Below are 19,255 nucleotides of genomic sequence, written 5' to 3'. Positions count from 1 at the left end.
TCCTCATAGCCAATATGAATCCCATGGTGATAAGGGATTCTATTAAAATAGTCAAAGATGAGCGCAAAGGAGTGGTTTTTAGGTCCCGTTAGCGATTTCGTTCTTTTATGTTGCGATCTTTTCCATGCACTCAACATCCATAGCCCAAAAGTCCCGTGAAACAAAACTACAAAATAATGATTGATTTACGAAACTTTGTTTAATAAAATGAATAGTAAGAAATATCTGAAAATAGAGGAAGGTAATATGAATAGAGAATTAATTTTTATCCAGGAAAGTTTGCATACATTCAAACCTTCAGAACGAAAAGTAGCAGAATTTATTTTGGAAAAACCTGCAGACGTGATAAACATATCCATTCAAAAGCTTGCTGAAAATACACAGGTCAGCGAAGCAACCATCATCCGATTATCCCGTTCGCTCCAATGCAAAGGGTTTAAAGAACTAAAATTAAAAATTGCCTATGATTTGGCAAAGGCGAAAGCGGAAAAGAATCTAGAAGGTTATGAGGATATTCCAAGAGATGATTCGGTATCTTCGATGATTCACTCAGTTTCTCAAAACAATATTCAGGCAATCCATAACACGGTGGGAGTGTTGGATGAAGCGGAGTTAGAGAAAGCCATTGAGCTGATTTCAAAAGCAAGAATCGTTGCTGTCTATGGGATCGGAGCATCCGGCCTTATTGCCATGGACTTTAAACAGAAGCTAACCCGCATTAACAGGTGGTGTGAAGCGGCTTATGATAAAGACACCCAAGTAACCATTGCTGCCAATCTATCGGAAGCCGATGTAGCATTTGGCATTTCCTATAGCGGCCATACGAAAGATATCATTGAATCGCTCGAAGTAGCAAAAGAAAACGGGGCTTCTGTCATTACACTGACAAGATCAGGAGAAAATCCGACTTCGGCAATTGCGGATGTGAAATTGAACACCACAAGCTTAGAGAGAAATGTACGAAGCGGTGCCACGAGCTCCAGAATTGCCCAGTTGAATGTCATCGATATATTATTTTTCGGAGTGATGAAACTAGACCAAGAACGGAATATCAAAGCGTTGGATAAAACGCGTAAAGCAGTGGAGGCGTCCAAGCGGCATGTATGAAAATTATCTTGATAGCTTAATAGAAAACAAGGAGCTGCCGGGAGCGGTCCTTTATGTGAGCAAGAACAAGCAAATTCAGTGTCACAAAGCTGTCGGTAGATTTATTGCGGCAGATGAGCAGAACTATCCCGTAAAGGAGAATACTTTATTTGATGTTGCCTCCCTGACCAAAGTGGTGGCGACTCTTCCTGCAAGTCTATTGTTGTTGAGCAGAGGAGACTTGCACCTTGAAAAGCAAGTGCAGCATTACTTGCCTGAATTCAGACATAAAAAAGTGAAGGTGGAGGACCTGCTCACTCACCGTTCCGGGTTGCCCCCAGACCTTCCGTATGTAGCAAGGGATGGGCAGAGGGATGTGATGGATGGAATCTATCGGACGGAGCTTCGGCAGGATCCGGGGATATCCGTTGCTTATAGTGATCTGGGCATGATTTTATTAGGAAAAATCATTGAAAAAACTGCTGGTCAGCCGCTGGATACCTTTACGAACGAACATATTTTTACACCTTGGGGATTACATAATACTGGCTATAAACTCCCTCCAAATATGAAAGCGTTTTCTTCATCAACAGAAAAATTCGGAGCGCATTACATACAAGGAGAAGTGCATGATGAAAAAGCTTTACATCTAGGAGGAGTGAGCGGCAGTGCCGGGTTATTTTCCACTGCCAAAGATATTGCCAAGTTCGCTGAACATTTCTTATATCCAGAGGAACAAGATGTTATACCACCAGCTCTGATGCGAATGGCAACGCTCCATAAGCAATCGAATCGAGGATTAGGATTTGAGGTGTGGAACGTGGAAGGGGACCCGTTGTCATGCGGACAAAGCTGGCCTAAAGGCTCATTCGGCCATACAGGGTTCACCGGCACCAGTGTCTGGATCGACCCACAGAATGAACTGATCGTGGCATTCCTTACTAATGCGGTCCATTACGGCAGGTCTACCAACATAAGAACCATCAGAAAAACATTGCACTCAATGATTTACTCCTCCATTCAAGGGGAGAATTCATAAATATTCTATTAATAACAAGGGGGATTCACGGTGAAGGGTATAGGGAGAATTTGGTTATTGAGTTTAATGGCGCTAATGCTAATCGTTTCCGCAGCATGCTCCAACGAATCTGGAGGATCAAACAGCGACAACAATGACGAAGACAGTGTCACACTGACCATCGGAAGCTGGAGAACAGAGGATTCAGCGAACTATCAAAAAGTAATTGAGGCATTTAACGAAAAACACCCAGAAATCAAAGTGGAATTCAAACCGTCCAAAAATACGGAATATAACACAATCCTAAATACTTCTCTGCAAGCAGGAGAAGGTCCAGACATCATTCACCTTCGTCCATACGCACCAGGTCTTGAATTGGCAAAAGCAGGCTATGTAGAGCCAATTGATGGCTTAAACGGATTGGATACATTCCCGGAGGAAACTTTGCAGGCATCCAGAGGGGAAGATGGCAAGCAATATGGTGTTCCTTTGAACTTAAGTACAACACAAGTATTTTACAATAAAGCAATTTTTAAAGAGCATGGGCTAGAAGAGCCGAAAACGTGGGATGAGTTTATTGCCATTAATGAAAAGTTAAAGTCTGAAGGCGTTACACCACTTGCGTTCGGAACGAAAGAAGGTTGGTTGTTATCCCTTGCACACGGAATTTTTGGCCCTGCACATTGGGGTGGAAATGATTTTGTTGAAAAAATCTCGAAAGGGGAGACAGATTTTACAAGCCCTGAATTCGTGAAATCCATTCAAGTGATGGAAGATCTGAAAGAATATTTCCCTAACAACTCAGAGGGACTTGGCATGGAAGATATTCGTACACTTTTCTTCACAGGTCAAGCAGCAATGTTCCCTCTTGGCAGCTGGGAAATCGAAGTATTACGTGAGATGAATCCAGACTTAGAACTTGGTTTTTTCCCAATGCCATCAGCAGTTGGCGGAGAGCCTACCCTTACAACATGGGTGGATGGATCATTCGGAATTAACGCAAACTCTGAGCACAAGGAAGAAGCAAAAAAATTCCTGGAATTCTTAACAACAGAAGAGTTTGGTGAACTGTTCACGACAAACTTCAAGATGATCAGCGCCATTCCAGGTGTTCAATCTGACAACGAATTAGTGAACGACCTTAGCAAAGCAGTAAGCGACTATTCTACACCATATATGATGCTTGTTTACTTTGCAGGCGGTAACCCATCCTCCAAAGTTACCATTGAAACGGAGCTGCAAGGAATGTATATCGGTGAACAAGACGTAGACGGAGTCGTTAAAACACTACAAGAAAACACAGAGGCTTGGTTTGAGCCATTTCAATAATAAGTGATAGTTTTTAAAGCTGTTGATTGGAGCAAAAGGCGTAGACTCCAGCGGGGGAGTAGCGACAATGTTGAGACCCCGCAGCGAAGCGAGGAGGCTCAAGGTCGCCCCGCGGAAAGCGAAGCCATTTGTGGAAATCAACAGCTGTGTTCAAGCAAAACAGCACAATAATAAGTAAGGTGGCGGAGAATATGCAAATCGAAACCAATACACCCATTGTGAAACAAAAGAAAACGAGAAACTGGAAAAGATGGGCCATCCATCTTTTCCCTATTCCCGCCCTGCTTATCTTCAGCATCTTCATCGTCTATCCACTAGTAGCGGCCTTATCATACAGCTTTTACGACTGGAACGGCATCACAAGAGGGGCATTTGTAGGGTTGGCAAACTTCATCGACCTCTTCACCCTGCAACCATTCAGTAATATGTTCTGGAATGCAGCCAAAAATAATGTATTGTATTTTGTCGTGCAAATGATTGTTCAAAACGGCATTGCTTTCGTATTGGCATTTATCATCTATAAAAGAATTAAAGGGTCGGAATTCTTAAAAGTTGCTTATTTCCTTCCGCGATTATTGTCTGTCATCGTAGTAGGTTTCCTTTGGAAGCTGATATTGAATCCAAACTTTGGAGCACTGAACGTCATCTTAGGGGAGTTTGGCATGGAGTCCCTACAGAAAGCATGGCTTGGTGACCCTAAAACGGCACTTATGGCCATCATTTTGGTTAACTGCTGGTTTGGTATCGGATTTGCGATGTTGATATTTTTGGCAGGGTTACAATCCATTCCTAAAGAGTTAGTGGAAGCTGCCAAATTGGACGGGGCGAACGGAGCAAATGTGATTACCAAAATCATTTTGCCGTTGATGCTACCTTCGATCATGATCATGACTGTTTTAACATTCATTCAATCCTTTGAGGCCTTTGAACTTGTCTATGCTATGCAGGGATCACAAGGAGAGCCTTATTACTCCACAGACTTATTGGCAGTATTCTTTTACCGTTTAGCATTTGGTGGTTCAGCAGCGGGTGACTCAACTGCAGTCGGACTAGGCTCAGCACTGGCTGTGGTACTGTTTTTGTTCATCGCAACATGTACAGCTTTATTACTTAAATACATGCAGAAAAAACAAGTGGAAATGTAGGTGGAAAAGGTGAAACAGACATTATGGACGAGACCGCTATACTATATTATTGCCTTTGCATTCGCCACGATCAGCTTGTATCCCATTGTGTTAATGGTATTGTCATCCTTTAAGCCGAGTGCCGAAATATTTATGAACCCTCTTTCTTTTCCTAAGAACTTCAGCTTGGATACATATAGAAGATTGATAGAGGAAGTGCCATTTGGTACCTACTTTTTCAATAGTGTGTTTGTCAGTGTCATATCTGTGCTTCTCATATTGGTTACCACATCTTTGGCAGCTTTCTATATTGCTAGATATACGTTTTGGTGGAACAATTTTTTATTCTTCTTTTTCCTGATGGGGATGATGATTCCCATTAAGCTTGGGATTGTGCCATTATTTATTTTGATGAAAGACCTTGGTTTGTTGAATTCGCTTTGGTCCCTTATTTTTATGTACACAGCAGGAGGAATTCCACTATCCATTCTCATATTGACCGGTTTCTTCCGGACGATGCCGGTGGAGTTGGAGGAAGCGGCAAGAATGGATGGGGCGAGTGATCTTAGAATCCTTTGGAGCGTCTTGATTCCATTAATCAGGCCGGCATTGGGGACCGTGATGATCATCAACTTCATCTCGTCATGGAACGATTTCTTCTTTCCGTTAATTTTTATTACCGATGAAATGAAAAAAACGATTCCCGTCGGCATGCTTTCCCTGTTTGGGGAATATTCTGCGGACTGGGGGACACTTTTTGCCGGATTGACCTTATCCTCCCTTCCAATGATCATCTTATTCTTTGTCGCATCTAAGCAATTTATGGATGGCCTGACGGCTGGTGCTGTGAAATAACTTGTCTGATTGCTGGTTTGTTCCTCTTTTTAACAGGGTACGTAAAAAAGGTATGTCCTTTTTTTTACATAATCTAATTTAAGGAGTGGAGCGGCGAATTGAGTAAAAAAGTGAACGAGCAAAGCAAACATGACCAATTAGATCAGTACCGTGTAGAGGATGAAGGGAAGACCATGACGACCAACCAGGGAGTCAAGGTCTCAGAGGATGAGTTCTCCTTAAAAGCAGGCGAACGGGGACCTACCTTAATGGAGGACTTTCATTTCAGAGAAAAGATGACACACTTTGACCATGAGCGCATCCCGGAGAGGATTGTCCATGCAAGGGGATTTGCGGCCCATGGCGAGTTTGAACTATATGAATCAATGGAGAAATATACAAAAGCGAAATTCTTGCAAGACACTTCGGTAAAAACGCCAGTATTTGTACGTTTTTCAACGGTTGCAGGATCTAGGGGTTCAGGGGAAACGGTTCGTGATGCACGCGGTTTTGCAACGAAGTTTTATACAGAAGAGGGGAACTACGATCTTGTTGGAAACAATATTCCGGTGTTTTTCATACAAGATGCCATCAAATTCCCAGATCTTGTACATGCACTAAAACCGGAACCGCATAATGAAATGCCGCAAGCTGCTTCTGCCCACGATACTTTTTGGGATTTTATCGCCAACAACCAGGAGTCTGCACATATGGTCATGTGGGCGATGTCTGACCGCGCCATTCCGAGAAGTCTTCGGATGATGGAGGGCTTTGGCGTTCATACCTTCCGTTTTGTAAATGCGGAAGGAAAAGCTCATTTTGTTAAATTCCACTGGAAGCCGGTGCTTGGTACGCATTCTCTTGTTTGGGACGAAGCACAAAAAATTAACGGAAAAGATCCTGACTTTCATCGTCGCGACCTTTGGGAGTCAATTGAAAATGGGGACTACCCGGAATACGAATTTGGTGTTCAGCTTCTTGCAGAAGAGGATGAATTTAAGTTTGACTTTGATATTCTGGATCCGACGAAGCTTTGGCCGGAAGAAGATGTGCCTGTAAAAATTATTGGGAAATTAACACTGAATCGAAATGTCGACAATGTGTTTGCCGAAACGGAACAGGCGGCATTCCACCCGGGGCATGTGGTACCCGGCATCGATTTTTCCAACGACCCATTGTTACAGGGACGTCTGTTTTCCTATACAGATACCCAGCTTATTCGACTAGGAGGCCCTAATTTCCATGAGCTTCCTATCAACAGGCCGGTATGTCCGTTCCATAACAATCAGCGTGATGGCTACGGTCGTCAAACGATTAATAAGGGCCCGGTAAGCTATCATAAGAACTCACTGGCTTCCAATACCCCGAGACCGGCAAGTGAAGCGGAAGGCGGGTATGTCCATTATCAAGAAAAGGTCGAAGGTAGAAAAGTGAGAACGCGAAGTGACAGCTTTAGGGATCATTTTTCCCAAGCAACTTTATTTTGGAACAGCATGACAAAGCCTGAAAAAGACCATATCAAACAGGCGTTCAGCTTTGAACTTGGAAAAGTAAAGAGTGAAGATGTGAGGCAACAGGTTGTTGACATGTTTGCCAATGTGAACATGGAGCTTGCTGAAGCAGTGGCAGAAGCGATTGGTGCTACTAAGCCTAATGGTTCAGGGTCTTCTGTTACAAAATCGTCGCCTGCACTCAGTCAGGAAAATACGGTGAAAAAACCTGCCACACGTAAAGTGGGGGTTATCATTTCAAATGACTTCCAAGGTAAGGAAGTAGCATCCGTTCTTGAATCTTTGAAAGGACAGGGCGTGCAGCCGGAACTTATCAGTGCCAAACTAGGTACAGTGAAGGGTAGTGGTGGCGTCGAGCTAGAGGTGGACCATACGTTCCTGACATGTGATTCGGTATTGTTTGATGCGCTTTACGTGGTTGGCGGCAAAGATGTCGACAAGAAATTTAACCGTGAAACCACTTATTTTGTGGAAGAAGCCTACGATCATTTTAAACCGATCGGCGCTACCCATGACGGCAAACTGTGGCTGGAGAAACTAGAGGTATCTGGAGCTCCGGGAGTGGTACTCGGTGATGATACAGAACAGTTTGTGACTGGTTTTGTCGATGCAGTTTCAGCTCATCGCCATTGGGATAGGGAAGAGATTTAAAATAAACAGGAAAAAGCAGCCCGATTTTTTACAATTTGGGCTGCTTTTACTGTTCTTCTGAGCATTCCCAGTACCCCACTTACACAAAGACTTCATGGTCGGTTGCAGGGTGAGTGCTTCTTCTGTCAGCTCATATTCCACATGCAACACTTTCCCTGGAAATTCGGTTCTTTTTACCATGCCTAATTGCTCAAGCTCACGAAGCTGATCGGTCAGCACTTTTCGATTAATTTCTGGAATTTCTCTTTCCAGCTCGGAAAAGCGTTTAGGACCATTTTCGAGGGCACAATATACTTGCGGTCGCCATTTACCACCGATTACAGTTAGCGCTCGATTGACGGGGAATTCTGTTGGTTCCACATAATTCAGTCCTTTCTATTTCAAGGTCAGTTACCTAAAAGTGCGTACTTTTTTATTTCTGCATTATATTTTACCCTATCATTATAAGCAAATTATTTTATTTGAGGAGGAAGAACAATGAGATATCCAAGAACATTTTCGCATATAGGGTTATCTGTTCCTAACTTGGAACAGGCAGTAAAGTTTTATACAGAGGTGATGGGCTGGTATGTCATCATGGAACCAGCTGAAGTGGTGGAGGATGACTCCGCGATTGGTGTAATGTGCACAGATGTCTTCGGAAAAGGATGGGGAAAATTCCGCATCGCGCATCTTGCGACTGGAGACAAAATCGGGATTGAACTATTTGAATTTCCGGAAAATGAAAAGCCGGAAAATAACTTTGAATATTGGAAGACAGGCATCTTCCATTACTGCGTTCAAGACCCTGATGTAGAAGGGCTTGTAGAGAAAATTGTTGAGCATGGCGGCAAACAACGCATGCCAATTCGCGAATATTACCCTGGAGAAAAGCCATATCGCATGGTTTACTGTGAAGATCCATTCGGTAATTTAGTGGAGATTTACTCGCACTCCTATGAGCTGACTTACTCAGAAGGTGCTTACTAATTCAGGAGGGGAAACCAAATGAAAGCATGGTTATTAAAAGAAGCAGGCAGTCTTGACCATATGGAATGGGGAGAAATTGCGGACCCGAAAGAAGGAAATGGGGAACTGTTAGTCAGAGTAAAAGCAGTGGCGTTGAATCCTGTTGACTACAAAGTAGCTATGAACGGCAACCCTGCATGGAACTATCCGCATATCGTGGGAGTGGACCTTGCTGGTGAGGTGGTTTCAGTTGGAGAAGGAGTTAGCGGCTTTAAAGCTGGCGACCGGGTTGCAATCCATACAAGCCTTGCTAAAAAAGGTGCGTTTGCAGAGCTTGCAGTCGTGGATGCACGAGCAGCTGGACGTATTCCAGATGAAGTCACTTATGAAGATGCGGCAGCCATTTTATGTGCGGGGATGACTGCTTATGAAGCTGTTGTTCAAAAATTAAATGCGACACACAAAAAGAACATTCTCATACATGCAGGTGCCGGCGGAGTTGGTGGTTTTGCAATTCAATTGGCGAAAATGCAGGGCCTGAAAGTGTTCACGACCGCTTCCAAATCCAATCATGAGTTGGTAAAGAATCTCGGAGCGGACGTCGCCATTGATTATAAAGAGGAAAATGTGACAGAACGCATTATGGAAGAAACAAACGGTCGGGGAGCAGATTTGATCCTCAATACAGTTGGCCGAGATGTGGCAACAGAAGATTTAGAACGTCTCGCATTCTCAGGCCATCTGGCGTACATTGCAGGCGCTCCAGACCTTTCCGGCGTCAAACCATTCTCCTTGTCTCCGTCGATCCATGAGGTGGCTCTGGGGGCTGCACACGCTAGTGGGGATGATCGAGCAGTCAGCAACCTGGCTTTCATGGCGGAAGAGCTCATGGGCATGGTGAAAGATGGTCGGTTGGAATCCCTTGTAACGAAGGTTCTTTCGCGAGAAGAGTTAGTGGAAGGGCTGGAGGAGCTGCAAGGAAGGCATGTAAGAGGGAAGATTATTGTGAAGATGTAGGTTGCTGGAAGTCGGAAGTCGAGATGCTCTTATCTCGGCTTTTTTTTGTTTGCTTGCGGAATTAGTCGAATATTAGGTTTCGCCCGATTACTCGTGAAAATCGCCCGTAAATTGAAATTATCGCCCGATTTCAGTGCAGAATCGCCCGTAAAATCTAATTATCGCCCGAAACACCCGTAAAATCGCCCGATAAGTTTTTGAGTGGAATAGCTCCTCTAAATGCAATTGGGAAAAACTCCCCGTTACATTAGCAATAAAATATATTTGTCTAAATGACATATATATATTGCATAAAGTAATGTAAAATGTATAATAATAAGTATAATCCATATTTTACAAAGAGGTGAAGGGAAATGAATATTTTCGGCGGAACAACAAAGGTGGAAGATGAGCGGATTGTAACTGCTCAAAACAAGATTTACAGGGAAATCTATTTTCTCGTAATGGCAATTTGTCTTATTTCCATGGGATTTAAGTTTTACCAATACGGCTTTGGTGTCAACTCTATTTACACAGAACTAGCAATACTTTTTCTGCAAGGTGTCTATTACACGTCAAGGGGTGCAAGCATGGGCGTATTATCAGACGAGGTAGAAATGCATGATCGGAAAAGTAAGGTGCCGATGAAATGGAAGAATCTTTTTTGGGGTGGGGCATTCGGTGTCATCATAGCACTTTTCTTCGGCTTAAACAGCGCCATTAATTATGCGGACACGACTGCACAAGCATATTCCTACTTTTTCATGGTGTTCTTTGTTTCCTTGATAATATATATACCATTCCTAGTTTTACTATCAGGAAGCACGTTCCTTGCAGCTATGAATCGTAGCAAAAAGGCGGCAGAAAAAGAACTAGATGAAGACGAAATAGAGCGGTGATCAACATGAAAAACTTAAAAATGAAAATGGCGAGAGTGGAAAAGGACTTGTCTCAGGACGAACTGGCTAAGATAGTAGGGGTTTCCCGGCAGACAATAGGCCTAATCGAGCTCGGAAAATACAATCCAAGCCTCAGCTTATGTCTTTCTATATGCAAAGCCTTATCTAAAACGTTAGATCAGTTATTTTGGGAAGAATAACAATATAGTCACTATAAAAGGGCCTGGCCACAGTTGAAAAAACTGGCCAGGCCCTTCGTCTTGATGAACCGGGTCTTTTTCCTTAGAATAAAAGTATAGAAATATTCTGAAAAAGAGGTGAGAGATATGAAGCTGACCGAAGAAATGAAGAGGTTTCCCTATCCGTTTAAAGGTGACACTTACCGTTACTCCAATAACTCGACCCTTCTGACTCCTCCCAGTAGCATCGACATTACAGAGGGCTATCTGAAGGAAATACAACTAAAAAGATCCTTATTATCAGAACACCACTCTCGTTGTTTTCAATCCTTTCCTCATACGAATAAAGCGCAGTGGGAAGCGTTGGAGCTTGTCATGACAGACTTGGCCACCTATTTTCCAAAAAACTTTTCCTTTAAGAGAGAAGGACATAATCACATCTTCATCAACCACCTTCTTCAAGAAGAGTTTGAATTTAAGATGGGAGATGAAACAACTCTGCCAAATGAGCCTTTGGACTTCATTGGTAGGCATGTGCAGGAGGATTTAATCTTGATGATGCAGCGAGATGGCGACCTTTACCTGGATGCCGGCCAGCTTTGTTTTCCAGCCAATTGGTCTTTAGCCTTTAACCATGGCATGAGCTTTAAAAATATCCATTTTCCAATCCCGGGGTTTAAAGAAGAAGGATTGGACGAGCGAATTCTACAATTTCTTTTAAGGTTGGAAGTGGGGAACCCCTGGGGAAGGAAGAATTGGTCCCTTATGGCTGGGAACAGAATGGACACTTCCTTAGAAACCTTTGACGTATGGGGAAAGGACAGAAAGAAGGTAACGGTGGACAATGCAGGGGAGTTGGTACATTTAAGAGTAGAGGTTCAAAAGCTTTTTCGTTTGCCTCGTTCCAATGCCATCCTGTTTACCATCCATACACACCTATTACCTTTAGAAAAGCTGATTGAAATTCCTGAGTGGCGTCGACAATTCTATCAAATTTTAGTGGAGCTGCCGTCTCATATTGCAGAATATAAAGGGATTTCGTTATATAAGGATAAGGTTTTGGTGTATATCGAAAAGAAAGGGGATGGCGTTCTGTGAACGGTATAACGAACGAGCCGGTCTTTCAACCAGGAAAAAGGCACTACGTTCTTTGTGGAGATGAGGAAGGGTTAGATAGCTTGAATCCGATTAAGTTGATTTTATCGAACGAGAAGATGTCTTTTGAAGAAATACACCTATTTTTGGAGAGTCCTTCTGAGGTGGACAAAAAACTTGAGAGGCAGAAAATGGGGACTTACCTTTATGTTGCAGCAGAAGGGAAAATGCTTAGAAAAGTCGTAAGCACGGCTAAAAAGCTAGGATATTCTTCTGAAGAAGCTCAATACATTAGAGTAGGTGAGGAAGAAAAGCGGATTTTTTGTTGTAGATGCTACGTCATTTCAAGAGTTAATAACACATTGAATATAGGTGAGCATATAAATTGTACTGCTTGCAGCTTGAAGCTCGAGTTGTCCGATCATTATTCGCCGATCAAAGATGCTTATCTAGGGTATGTTGCACAAATTTAGGAAGGGAAGGGGGGATTTTGGTGAACTCAGAAAATAGATTAAAGGTAAGGATAGAGGCTATTACTAAAGAAACTGCAAGTATTAAACGGTTTACTTTCGTGGGTACAGACAATAAGTCCTTACCACCATTTAGTGCAGGTTCTCACATAATCTTATATTTAAAGGGAAGGGGAGGGGAGTTTGAACGAAGATATTCCTTAATTGGCAGTCAGGATAGCACGGAAAACTACCAAATTGCAGTCAAGCTCCATGAAAAATCATCTGGAGGATCCTCTTATTTACATAGTAAATCTAAAATAGGAGATATCTTACAAATTAGTTTCCCAAAAAACTATTTTCCTCTTAGTTTTCATGCCCGACACCATGTTTTCCTTGCTGCTGGCATCGGTATTACTCCCTTTTTATCTATGATGCGTGAATTAAAAGATCGGGGTGCTTCATTTGAACTTCACTATTCTACAAAAACAAAGGAAGACTGTGCTTTCTATTCCTATTTAATAAAGGAATACTCACAGCAAACACATTTCTACTTCACCAAACAAGGAAAGCGAATTGAAACTAACATACTACTAAATCAACATATTGGCACCCATGTATATTTATGTGGTCCAGAAGGGTTTACTTCCTCTTTTTCACGTGCTGCTACATCCATTGGCTATCCTTCTGCAAGTTTTCATTACGAGTATTTTTCACCACCTAACATATACAAGCCTCGTCCTTTCATTTTAAAGCTCACAAATGGCAGTTTCTTGTCTGTTCCTGACGAAAAGTCCACTTTAGATGTTTTATTGGAAGCTGGATACCATGTTCCGCATTCTTGTAAAATAGGCCGTTGTGGAACTTGTGAACTTTCCATCGTGGAAGGGGAGGCTGAACACCATGATTCCTTCTTATCAACTAAGCAAAAAGACTCCCAAGTTAGTTTTTTACCATGTGTATCCCGGAGTAAAACGAAAATTTTAAAGGTTGATCACAGTTAAAATATACGAAAGAGAATGGAATATTGTAGAAGTTTACAAATATCGTATACAAGTTTACAGAATGTATACAAATGTAGACAAACCAGTAAACATGTATACAAATGCGTATACATGTTGTTATATAAGGATGTGTACAAAAAAAGAATACAAGTAAACGTAAATGTATACGTGTATACATTTGTACACATTAACGTAAACATTTTTTACACTTTCATTACTTTTCTTGAGAATGATTGAATAGTAGAGAAACTTTCTGTAGGCTTAATACATACTTACTAGTTTTATTTTCTTCTACAGGAAACAAATATTGCATGGAGGAAAAGAAAGGAAGATGAAAATGAGTTATTCAAGAATTGCAGCAGTCGACGTAGGTAATGATTCTATTAAAGCTATTTTCGGAAAATTGGATTCAGAATTAAACATTCCAAATGTTATCGCTAGAGATATTGAAGATCGCCCAGTAATAGGGATTGAAGAGTTAGACAGCAAGGATCCACTAGATGGCATCCATGTACGCGTTCACTCCCCTGCCCTGATGGACAATAATGCTATCTACCGTATTGGAAATCTCGCAACAAAGAGCAACAATGCGACAGAATTAGATCCGGGTAGCAGTAAATCCGAAGAAGACCAAACTTTAGTAATGCTATTTGCTACTTTAGCTTTGGATGCAGTAAGTGCACAAAATGAGAAAACATTCCCTCGCAATAAGAATGTTGTAGATGCAAACTACACATTGGGAACAGGTCTTCCACTAAGAGAAGTGAAAGAAGGAAAGGATGCAGGTTACCGTTCTAAACTTCTAGGTTCGGTCCATCAGGTGGAATTCTTGATTACGCCTAAATACCAAGGCATCAAAGTAAATATCAAATTTGATGAGATCAAGGTTTATCCAGAGGGCTTCGCAGCTTACATTAACCTTGTATTAGATAACAACGGCAACATCATTAACAAAGACTTGATCGACAAACGCATCCTTATCCAAGATATCGGCGGTCTTTCGACAGATATCGCTGTCATCAAAAACAGAAATGTGGATGATGATAAAGCACAAGGCTTTAACCTTGGGGTATCCGAAGCGCTTGAGCAAATCCGTGAAGAAATTCGTTCTAAGCATGGCATTGAGCTTGACAGCAGAAGAGATGTGGTAGAAATCATTACGAAAAAGAATGACCGCAACCACATCATGGTACGTGGTAGCAGAACGAGCGTGCATGATATTACGGACCGCATTCTTTTAGACTTAGCGAAAAAACAATACCGTCTGTTGAGAAATATTTGGCAGAAGAATTCACAAACAGAGATTTGCTACTTTGTCGGCGGTGGATCTACTGTGTTGAAAGAATACTTAAAGACATTAAACAACAATTTGGACGGCTACAACATTGACTTCTTTGAAGATGAAAAGGAAAGCATCTGGATGATGGCAAATGCCTATTACAAATTGATTGCTGACTATGTAAAGAAAACAGGCAAGGATAAAGAGTCCAAAGATCAACAAAAACCTGTGAAAGCGTAAATAAGGTGATTGGATGAAGAATTCCAGTTCGAGTCAGGGAATTCAGAGGGGACAAGCTATTTCGTTCCGTATCCCTTCTGATACGCCTGACCATCTAATTAAGCATTTACAGCGTCTTAAAGAGACGGAAAGAAGGAATTTCTCTAGTAAAATAGCGGAATTTGTTCTGCAAGGTGTGACAAGTTCACATGCGCGGGAGAAAGAGACCATCTCTATCCCTCTTCCAAAATCTTTATCTAAAACACAAAGAGATTGGTTGAAGCATCAGCATTCAGAAGCATTGCTCGGCAATATCGTCTATCAATTGCTTTCAGATCCTGTTCGGGCAACAAGTATTCTGGCTGCTATGAACAGCAATTCCACGGATATTGAGCAAGCTTTGTACTTGCAAGAAGAAACCCAGTACCGTCCTGAACAAAGAGTGGACGAGAAAATGAATGATAAAGACAACTTGAATGATGACGATTTAGACTCTTTTGACTGGGATACAGCTTTACAAGAGCAGGCATCCACAGAAGAAGAGGAAGAATTGGATGTGGAAGATGTCGATAAGATATTGGGAGATTTTCTCTCACATATGAATAAGTGATTGATCCAAAAGGCCGCTATGAAATTAGCGGCCTTTTTATCTATGTTTTTTCCTTTAAAAAGAATAGATTCTCTCTAAAATGACCATAACTGATAATAAAAAGCTAGAGACGGGAGCAGGAGTCTATGTATTTATTATTGGTTATAGTTGTTTGGGTTTTATTTGCGTACCGGTTCATTGATTGGGCCAACTGGAGAAAACACTACCCTACTGTGTTATTTTTTATTGCTATTAATATGACACATAATATGATCTATTTTAACCATACATTATGGGCTTTCAGGGGGATTACATTGGAATGGTTGAACCATACGATTATTAATCTTGCTTTTACATTCATCATCGTACCTGCTGGCCTATTCATCTTCTTACAGCGTTTCCCTAGGCAAAGGCGCAATCAATTCATTTACTTAGCGGTATGGGTTGTCTTCTATACAGCATTAGAGTGGTTGTTTTCTTTAAAAGGAATGTATGTGTACGATAATGGGTGGAACAATTGGTATAACTTCATTTTGAACTTAGTTCTATTTGTCATTTTAAGAATGCATGATAAAAATCCTGTAAGGGCCCTATTAGTTTCCATCGTTTTGGGAATACTATTTGTATTCATGTTCCCTGTTCCATGGGAAAGTCTCAAGTAATAAGAGGTGTTTGATAAGTGGTCATACGGGATGTATTGTCTGTACCAGTATTTTTACTCTTACTGTTTTCTGCCTATATTATCATGTGGGTTTATATCGAAAATGAAATAAAAAAAGAGCGTCAAAAGTAGGAAGGGCCTAACCATTTAGGCTCTTTTTCTATTCCCGGGAAATATGGTAGTATGAGGTCAATATTTGTTAGCAAATTAGTTATAGCTTCGGTAAAAAGGGTATAGAATAGAATGGTCCTAAAATCCAAAAGACATTCGAACTATATAGCAGAATAACTACTTTAGAAGCAAGAGACGAAGTTACTAGATCATTTTAATTACGAAAATAATGTGAAATGATTGGTGGAGGGTAAAATGACACAGGAAAACAAATTTATCAGCAAGACGTATTTTGAAACATTTATGCTGGATGTGGAGACGAAGCATCCTGTACAAGTGCTTGGAGAAGCCTTCCTGGCAGAGCAGAACAACGAGGTGTCAGATCTTTCGTTTATTCGGTTTGCGCAAGGAGAAGTATATTTTCATAGCAAAGATTACGAGAGCGCCATTTACAAATGGGAGAATGTTCACAATGAATTGGAACCCTGGGCGAAGAAAAACATTGCAGATGCTTACTATGATTTAGGAATGTTAGTAGAGGCGGAAGATATTTACGCTAAAATTAATACAGATAATAAAACGCTAAAAATAGAAGTGGCCCTTCAGCTATTCACATTATATATTCAACGTGAAAAATTGGAGAATGCCTATAAAAATATTAAAAAAGCAATTGCGATCGATCCGGATTATCCGCATGTCACACAAACTGCCCGAACTTTTTATGAAGAGCAAGAAGACAGTCAACATGCGGTGGAGTTGGCTGTAAATGAGGCAATGAGAACCGGTTCAGAAGCATGGTACGATTGCTTGAAAAATTATATAGAAGCTGGTTATACAAGAGAATTCACTCCTGATTATTTTCAAGAAGTTCTGTTAAAATTGCTCGAGATTAATCAACGGAAATTTGAAGAAATCACAGCAACGTTATGGAACAGTTACGAAAATCATCCAATGTATTTAGATTGGGTGAAGACGGCAAACCATCTATTCATGGCTTTGGACAGAGATTCGGAGGCCTCTTGGACAAAAGTAGAGGAGTTGCACCAACGAACCTATTTATCTCTTATCGAGGGAGAATACTTGATCAAAGAACTGCAAGGCATTGTACCGGATCTACTTGGAAACTGGCTGAAGGTATCCAACAGATCTAAATCCCTGTTTGCTTCAGCAGCGGTTATGTCCTGGAATGAAGTATTCCCAACAGCATTACCTGCACATGTGTTAGCGGATGCAGAAAACAGAATTTTCCACTATGAGCATGACAGCATCCAGTTAAGTTATACGGTCGAGTTGTTCAAAACACTAATCAATTGGGCGAAGGACAACCATCTTGAAGTGGCACATCAAAAGAAATGGCTATTCTCGCATCTTAGCAACCTAAACCGAAAGAATTTAGTTGTGACAGGTACCGTTCAAAATGGGAAGACTTCCTTCATCAATTCCATTATTGGTGAAAAGCTTCTTGGAGATGAAACGGTTCCGGTATTTGTCTCTTCTGACGGTGATATTGCGGAGATGAATGAGATTTCCACTACGGGCACTTCTGCGTTAGGGGACATAAGTGAGCATAAATCTGAGTCGTTAATCGATCTTAAATGGCCATCTCAGTTCCTTGAAGACGAGGAGTACTCCCTGATCAGCACACCGGAATTCAGCGTAGACGCGATTGAAAACAACGAAACGATGAAATATATCCCGTTATCAGACGGACTGTTATACATTTTAGATGCGCAAACACCTTTTACAGAAGATGAACTGAAAGTATTGGTGAAAATAAAAGAGCGCGCGCCGGAAGTGCCGGTACACTTTGTCATCAATAAAATGGATACTGCCTTCCACGAAGCAGAAGCAGCGCAGATTGTGGAAGAAGCAAAACACCGCATTAACGAATTCTTCCCGGATGCGAGAGTATTCCCTTACTCTTCCCTCCGTTCTGCAAGCAAGCAGCACCAAGGGTTGGCAACCTTCATGGAAGCCAATTTCAAGCTGCGTGCAAAAGCAGTGGAAGAACGCCGTGCTACCAAGCTGTTGCAACTGATTCGTTCTACCTTAACCGAATTGCTGGACAGCCGCATTGCGATGGAAGATAACCTGACCAACACGGTAGAATTCAATGAAGATATTCTAAGCAGACTTAGTGGTTTCATTAATCACCTGCATGATGCGGAATCAGAAAAGATTCGCAGTATCACAGAAAATTACCGTGCTGTGACGATCGAAATGAAACGAGAAGCAACAAAAACGATTCCTCGTCTGCTTAGAGAGTGCTCTAGCTATGTGAAGGAAGACAGCAACTTTAAAACATTGCATCTCGAGCTGAATGAGCGCATGAATGAGACACTCAGGACTTATATGCATTCCGACCTGTTGCCTCGTTTGCGCCAGGAGCTTCAACTATGGCTGGACACATCCAACCGTGAACTGATTGACAGCCAAGAGTACTTGCAAGAAATGAGTGGAACTTTCAACGGTCTTTACAAAGAAGAGAAAATGCACCTGAACTGTGACTTTAAGGTCATGGAAGACTGGCGTCGTGACATTAACAGAATTTTAAGCAGAGTGGAAGTGGAAAAGGAAAACATCCTCAACCGCCCGAACACCACTCAATACTTGCTAAAAGGTGCAGGACGCCTGTTCGGATCCTTGCAGCAAAGCAACCAACTGCTGTTCACTCAATATAAGAAATACATTGAAAACGAACGCTTCACAGATGTGGCACAGTCCGTCGTGGATAAGTTCTTCCTAGAATTCGACCTGTTTGAAAAGGCCCTAAAAGCCGATATCAACATGTTCTACGAAGCACCATTCACAGAACTGAACAAAACAGTGGAAGACACAGAACACGCCATCCACAACGCCAACAAAAAACTAGAACAAATGAAAGCAAGCCCAGAACGCTACTACGACCCACTGAAACTATTCGAAGCACGCCTACTCCAATACGAATTCATGGTCAAAGCATGCGAAGAAAACGAAATGTTGCCAACGTATTAAAAAAATAAAGGATAAAAGAGATTAACTCTAAAGCTTGGTTACAGCAACTAAAGTGAAAAAAAAGGGTCTGGCACCTAAAACAAACAACCAAAGAATCACAGCAAACCAATGCAGGTGCCTGACCCTACCCGCTCTTACCAAAATTCACGCTAACCTATTCAACTAACCAAGCCTAATCGTGAGAGGCAATAACAGAAAACATTTAAAAAAGCAGGTCTAATTCGCATACTAATTAGACCTGCTTTTTTGTCGTTTAAGCCAAAGGAATTATTGAGGTCC

The 19,255-nt window shown here is 41.6% G+C and carries 18 protein-coding genes; 17 read left to right on the top strand and 1 reads right to left on the bottom strand.

Going from position 1 to position 19,255, the window contains the following annotated elements:
* The first annotated feature begins 246 nt into the window (after positions 1–246).
* The 6 genes from K7887_RS21340 (at position 247) to K7887_RS21315 (ending at position 7,553) form a co-directional block, all read left to right on the top strand.
* Entirely contained in the window at positions 247–1,107 is an 861-nt protein-coding gene (locus tag K7887_RS21340) for a MurR/RpiR family transcriptional regulator (RefSeq protein ID WP_223491603.1), read from the top strand.
* Positions 1,100–2,125 carry a serine hydrolase domain-containing protein gene (locus K7887_RS21335; RefSeq protein WP_223491602.1) on the top strand — a complete coding sequence of 342 codons (1,026 nt, stop codon included), beginning with the start codon at positions 1,100–1,102 and terminating at the stop codon, positions 2,123–2,125. The genes K7887_RS21340 and K7887_RS21335 overlap by 8 nt, the downstream gene beginning before the upstream one ends.
* Before the next feature lie 30 nt (positions 2,126–2,155).
* Positions 2,156–3,433 carry an ABC transporter substrate-binding protein gene (locus K7887_RS21330; protein ID WP_223491601.1) on the top strand — a complete coding sequence of 426 codons (1,278 nt, stop codon included), beginning with the start codon at positions 2,156–2,158 and terminating at the stop codon, positions 3,431–3,433.
* A gap of 191 nt (positions 3,434–3,624) precedes the next feature.
* Entirely contained in the window at positions 3,625–4,578 is a 954-nt protein-coding gene (locus tag K7887_RS21325) for a carbohydrate ABC transporter permease (RefSeq protein WP_223491600.1), read from the top strand.
* A gap of 9 nt (positions 4,579–4,587) precedes the next feature.
* Positions 4,588–5,412 (top strand): carbohydrate ABC transporter permease, encoded by an 825-nt coding sequence (locus K7887_RS21320; RefSeq protein WP_223491599.1) that lies wholly within the window; start codon positions 4,588–4,590, stop codon positions 5,410–5,412.
* 98 nt (positions 5,413–5,510) lie between these two features.
* A complete protein-coding gene (locus tag K7887_RS21315) occupies positions 5,511–7,553 on the top strand; it encodes a catalase (protein ID WP_223491598.1) in 2,043 nt (680 codons plus the stop codon).
* On the opposite strand, the gene K7887_RS21310 is transcribed toward K7887_RS21315, so the two are convergent.
* Positions 7,518–7,913, bottom strand: a complete 396-nt coding sequence (locus K7887_RS21310; protein WP_223491597.1) for a winged helix-turn-helix transcriptional regulator — start codon at positions 7,911–7,913, stop codon at positions 7,518–7,520. The genes K7887_RS21315 and K7887_RS21310 overlap by 36 nt on opposite strands.
* 117 nt (positions 7,914–8,030) lie before the next feature.
* Between K7887_RS21310 and K7887_RS21305 the strand changes: the two genes are divergently transcribed.
* The 11 genes from K7887_RS21305 (at position 8,031) to K7887_RS21255 (ending at position 18,976) form a co-directional block, all read left to right on the top strand.
* Positions 8,031–8,522, top strand: coding sequence for a lactoylglutathione lyase family protein (locus K7887_RS21305; protein ID WP_063559163.1), 492 nt, complete (start codon positions 8,031–8,033; stop codon positions 8,520–8,522).
* An 18-nt stretch (positions 8,523–8,540) separates the two neighbouring features.
* Positions 8,541–9,518, top strand: a complete 978-nt coding sequence (locus tag K7887_RS21300) for a zinc-binding dehydrogenase (protein ID WP_223491596.1) — start codon at positions 8,541–8,543, stop codon at positions 9,516–9,518.
* A gap of 353 nt (positions 9,519–9,871) precedes the next feature.
* Positions 9,872–10,396 carry a DUF6773 family protein gene (locus tag K7887_RS21295; protein ID WP_223491595.1) on the top strand — a complete coding sequence of 175 codons (525 nt, stop codon included), beginning with the start codon at positions 9,872–9,874 and terminating at the stop codon, positions 10,394–10,396.
* A 5-nt stretch (positions 10,397–10,401) separates the two neighbouring features.
* Complete coding sequence (locus K7887_RS21290) at positions 10,402–10,596, top strand: helix-turn-helix transcriptional regulator (protein WP_168864771.1); 195 nt, start codon at positions 10,402–10,404, stop codon at positions 10,594–10,596.
* Positions 10,597–10,722: 126 nt separating this feature from the next.
* On the top strand, positions 10,723–11,673 hold the full coding sequence (locus K7887_RS21285; RefSeq protein WP_223491594.1) for a heme-dependent oxidative N-demethylase family protein: 951 nt from the start codon (positions 10,723–10,725) through the stop codon (positions 11,671–11,673).
* Positions 11,670–12,143 carry a dimethylamine monooxygenase subunit DmmA family protein gene (locus K7887_RS21280; RefSeq protein WP_223491593.1) on the top strand — a complete coding sequence of 158 codons (474 nt, stop codon included), beginning with the start codon at positions 11,670–11,672 and terminating at the stop codon, positions 12,141–12,143. The genes K7887_RS21285 and K7887_RS21280 overlap by 4 nt, the downstream gene beginning before the upstream one ends.
* A 20-nt stretch (positions 12,144–12,163) precedes the next feature.
* On the top strand, positions 12,164–13,123 hold the full coding sequence (locus K7887_RS21275) for a PDR/VanB family oxidoreductase (protein ID WP_223491592.1): 960 nt from the start codon (positions 12,164–12,166) through the stop codon (positions 13,121–13,123).
* 337 nt (positions 13,124–13,460) lie between these two features.
* Entirely contained in the window at positions 13,461–14,642 is a 1,182-nt protein-coding gene (locus tag K7887_RS21270) for a ParM/StbA family protein (protein WP_223491591.1), read from the top strand.
* A 13-nt stretch (positions 14,643–14,655) separates the two neighbouring features.
* Positions 14,656–15,231 (top strand): hypothetical protein, encoded by a 576-nt coding sequence (locus tag K7887_RS21265; RefSeq protein ID WP_223491590.1) that lies wholly within the window; start codon positions 14,656–14,658, stop codon positions 15,229–15,231.
* A gap of 125 nt (positions 15,232–15,356) precedes the next feature.
* On the top strand, positions 15,357–15,872 hold the full coding sequence (locus K7887_RS21260) for a CBO0543 family protein (RefSeq protein ID WP_223491589.1): 516 nt from the start codon (positions 15,357–15,359) through the stop codon (positions 15,870–15,872).
* A 365-nt stretch (positions 15,873–16,237) separates the two neighbouring features.
* Positions 16,238–18,976 carry a GTP-binding protein gene (locus K7887_RS21255; RefSeq protein WP_223491588.1) on the top strand — a complete coding sequence of 913 codons (2,739 nt, stop codon included), beginning with the start codon at positions 16,238–16,240 and terminating at the stop codon, positions 18,974–18,976.
* Positions 18,977–19,255 lie beyond the last annotated feature (279 nt).

Source organism: Sutcliffiella horikoshii (assembly GCF_019931755.1).
Taxonomy (GTDB): Bacteria; Bacillota; Bacilli; order Bacillales; family Bacillaceae_I; genus Sutcliffiella_A; species Sutcliffiella_A horikoshii_E.
The sequence above is the reverse complement of the archived record's forward strand: the minus strand, read 5'-3'. Positions and strand labels throughout refer to the sequence as shown.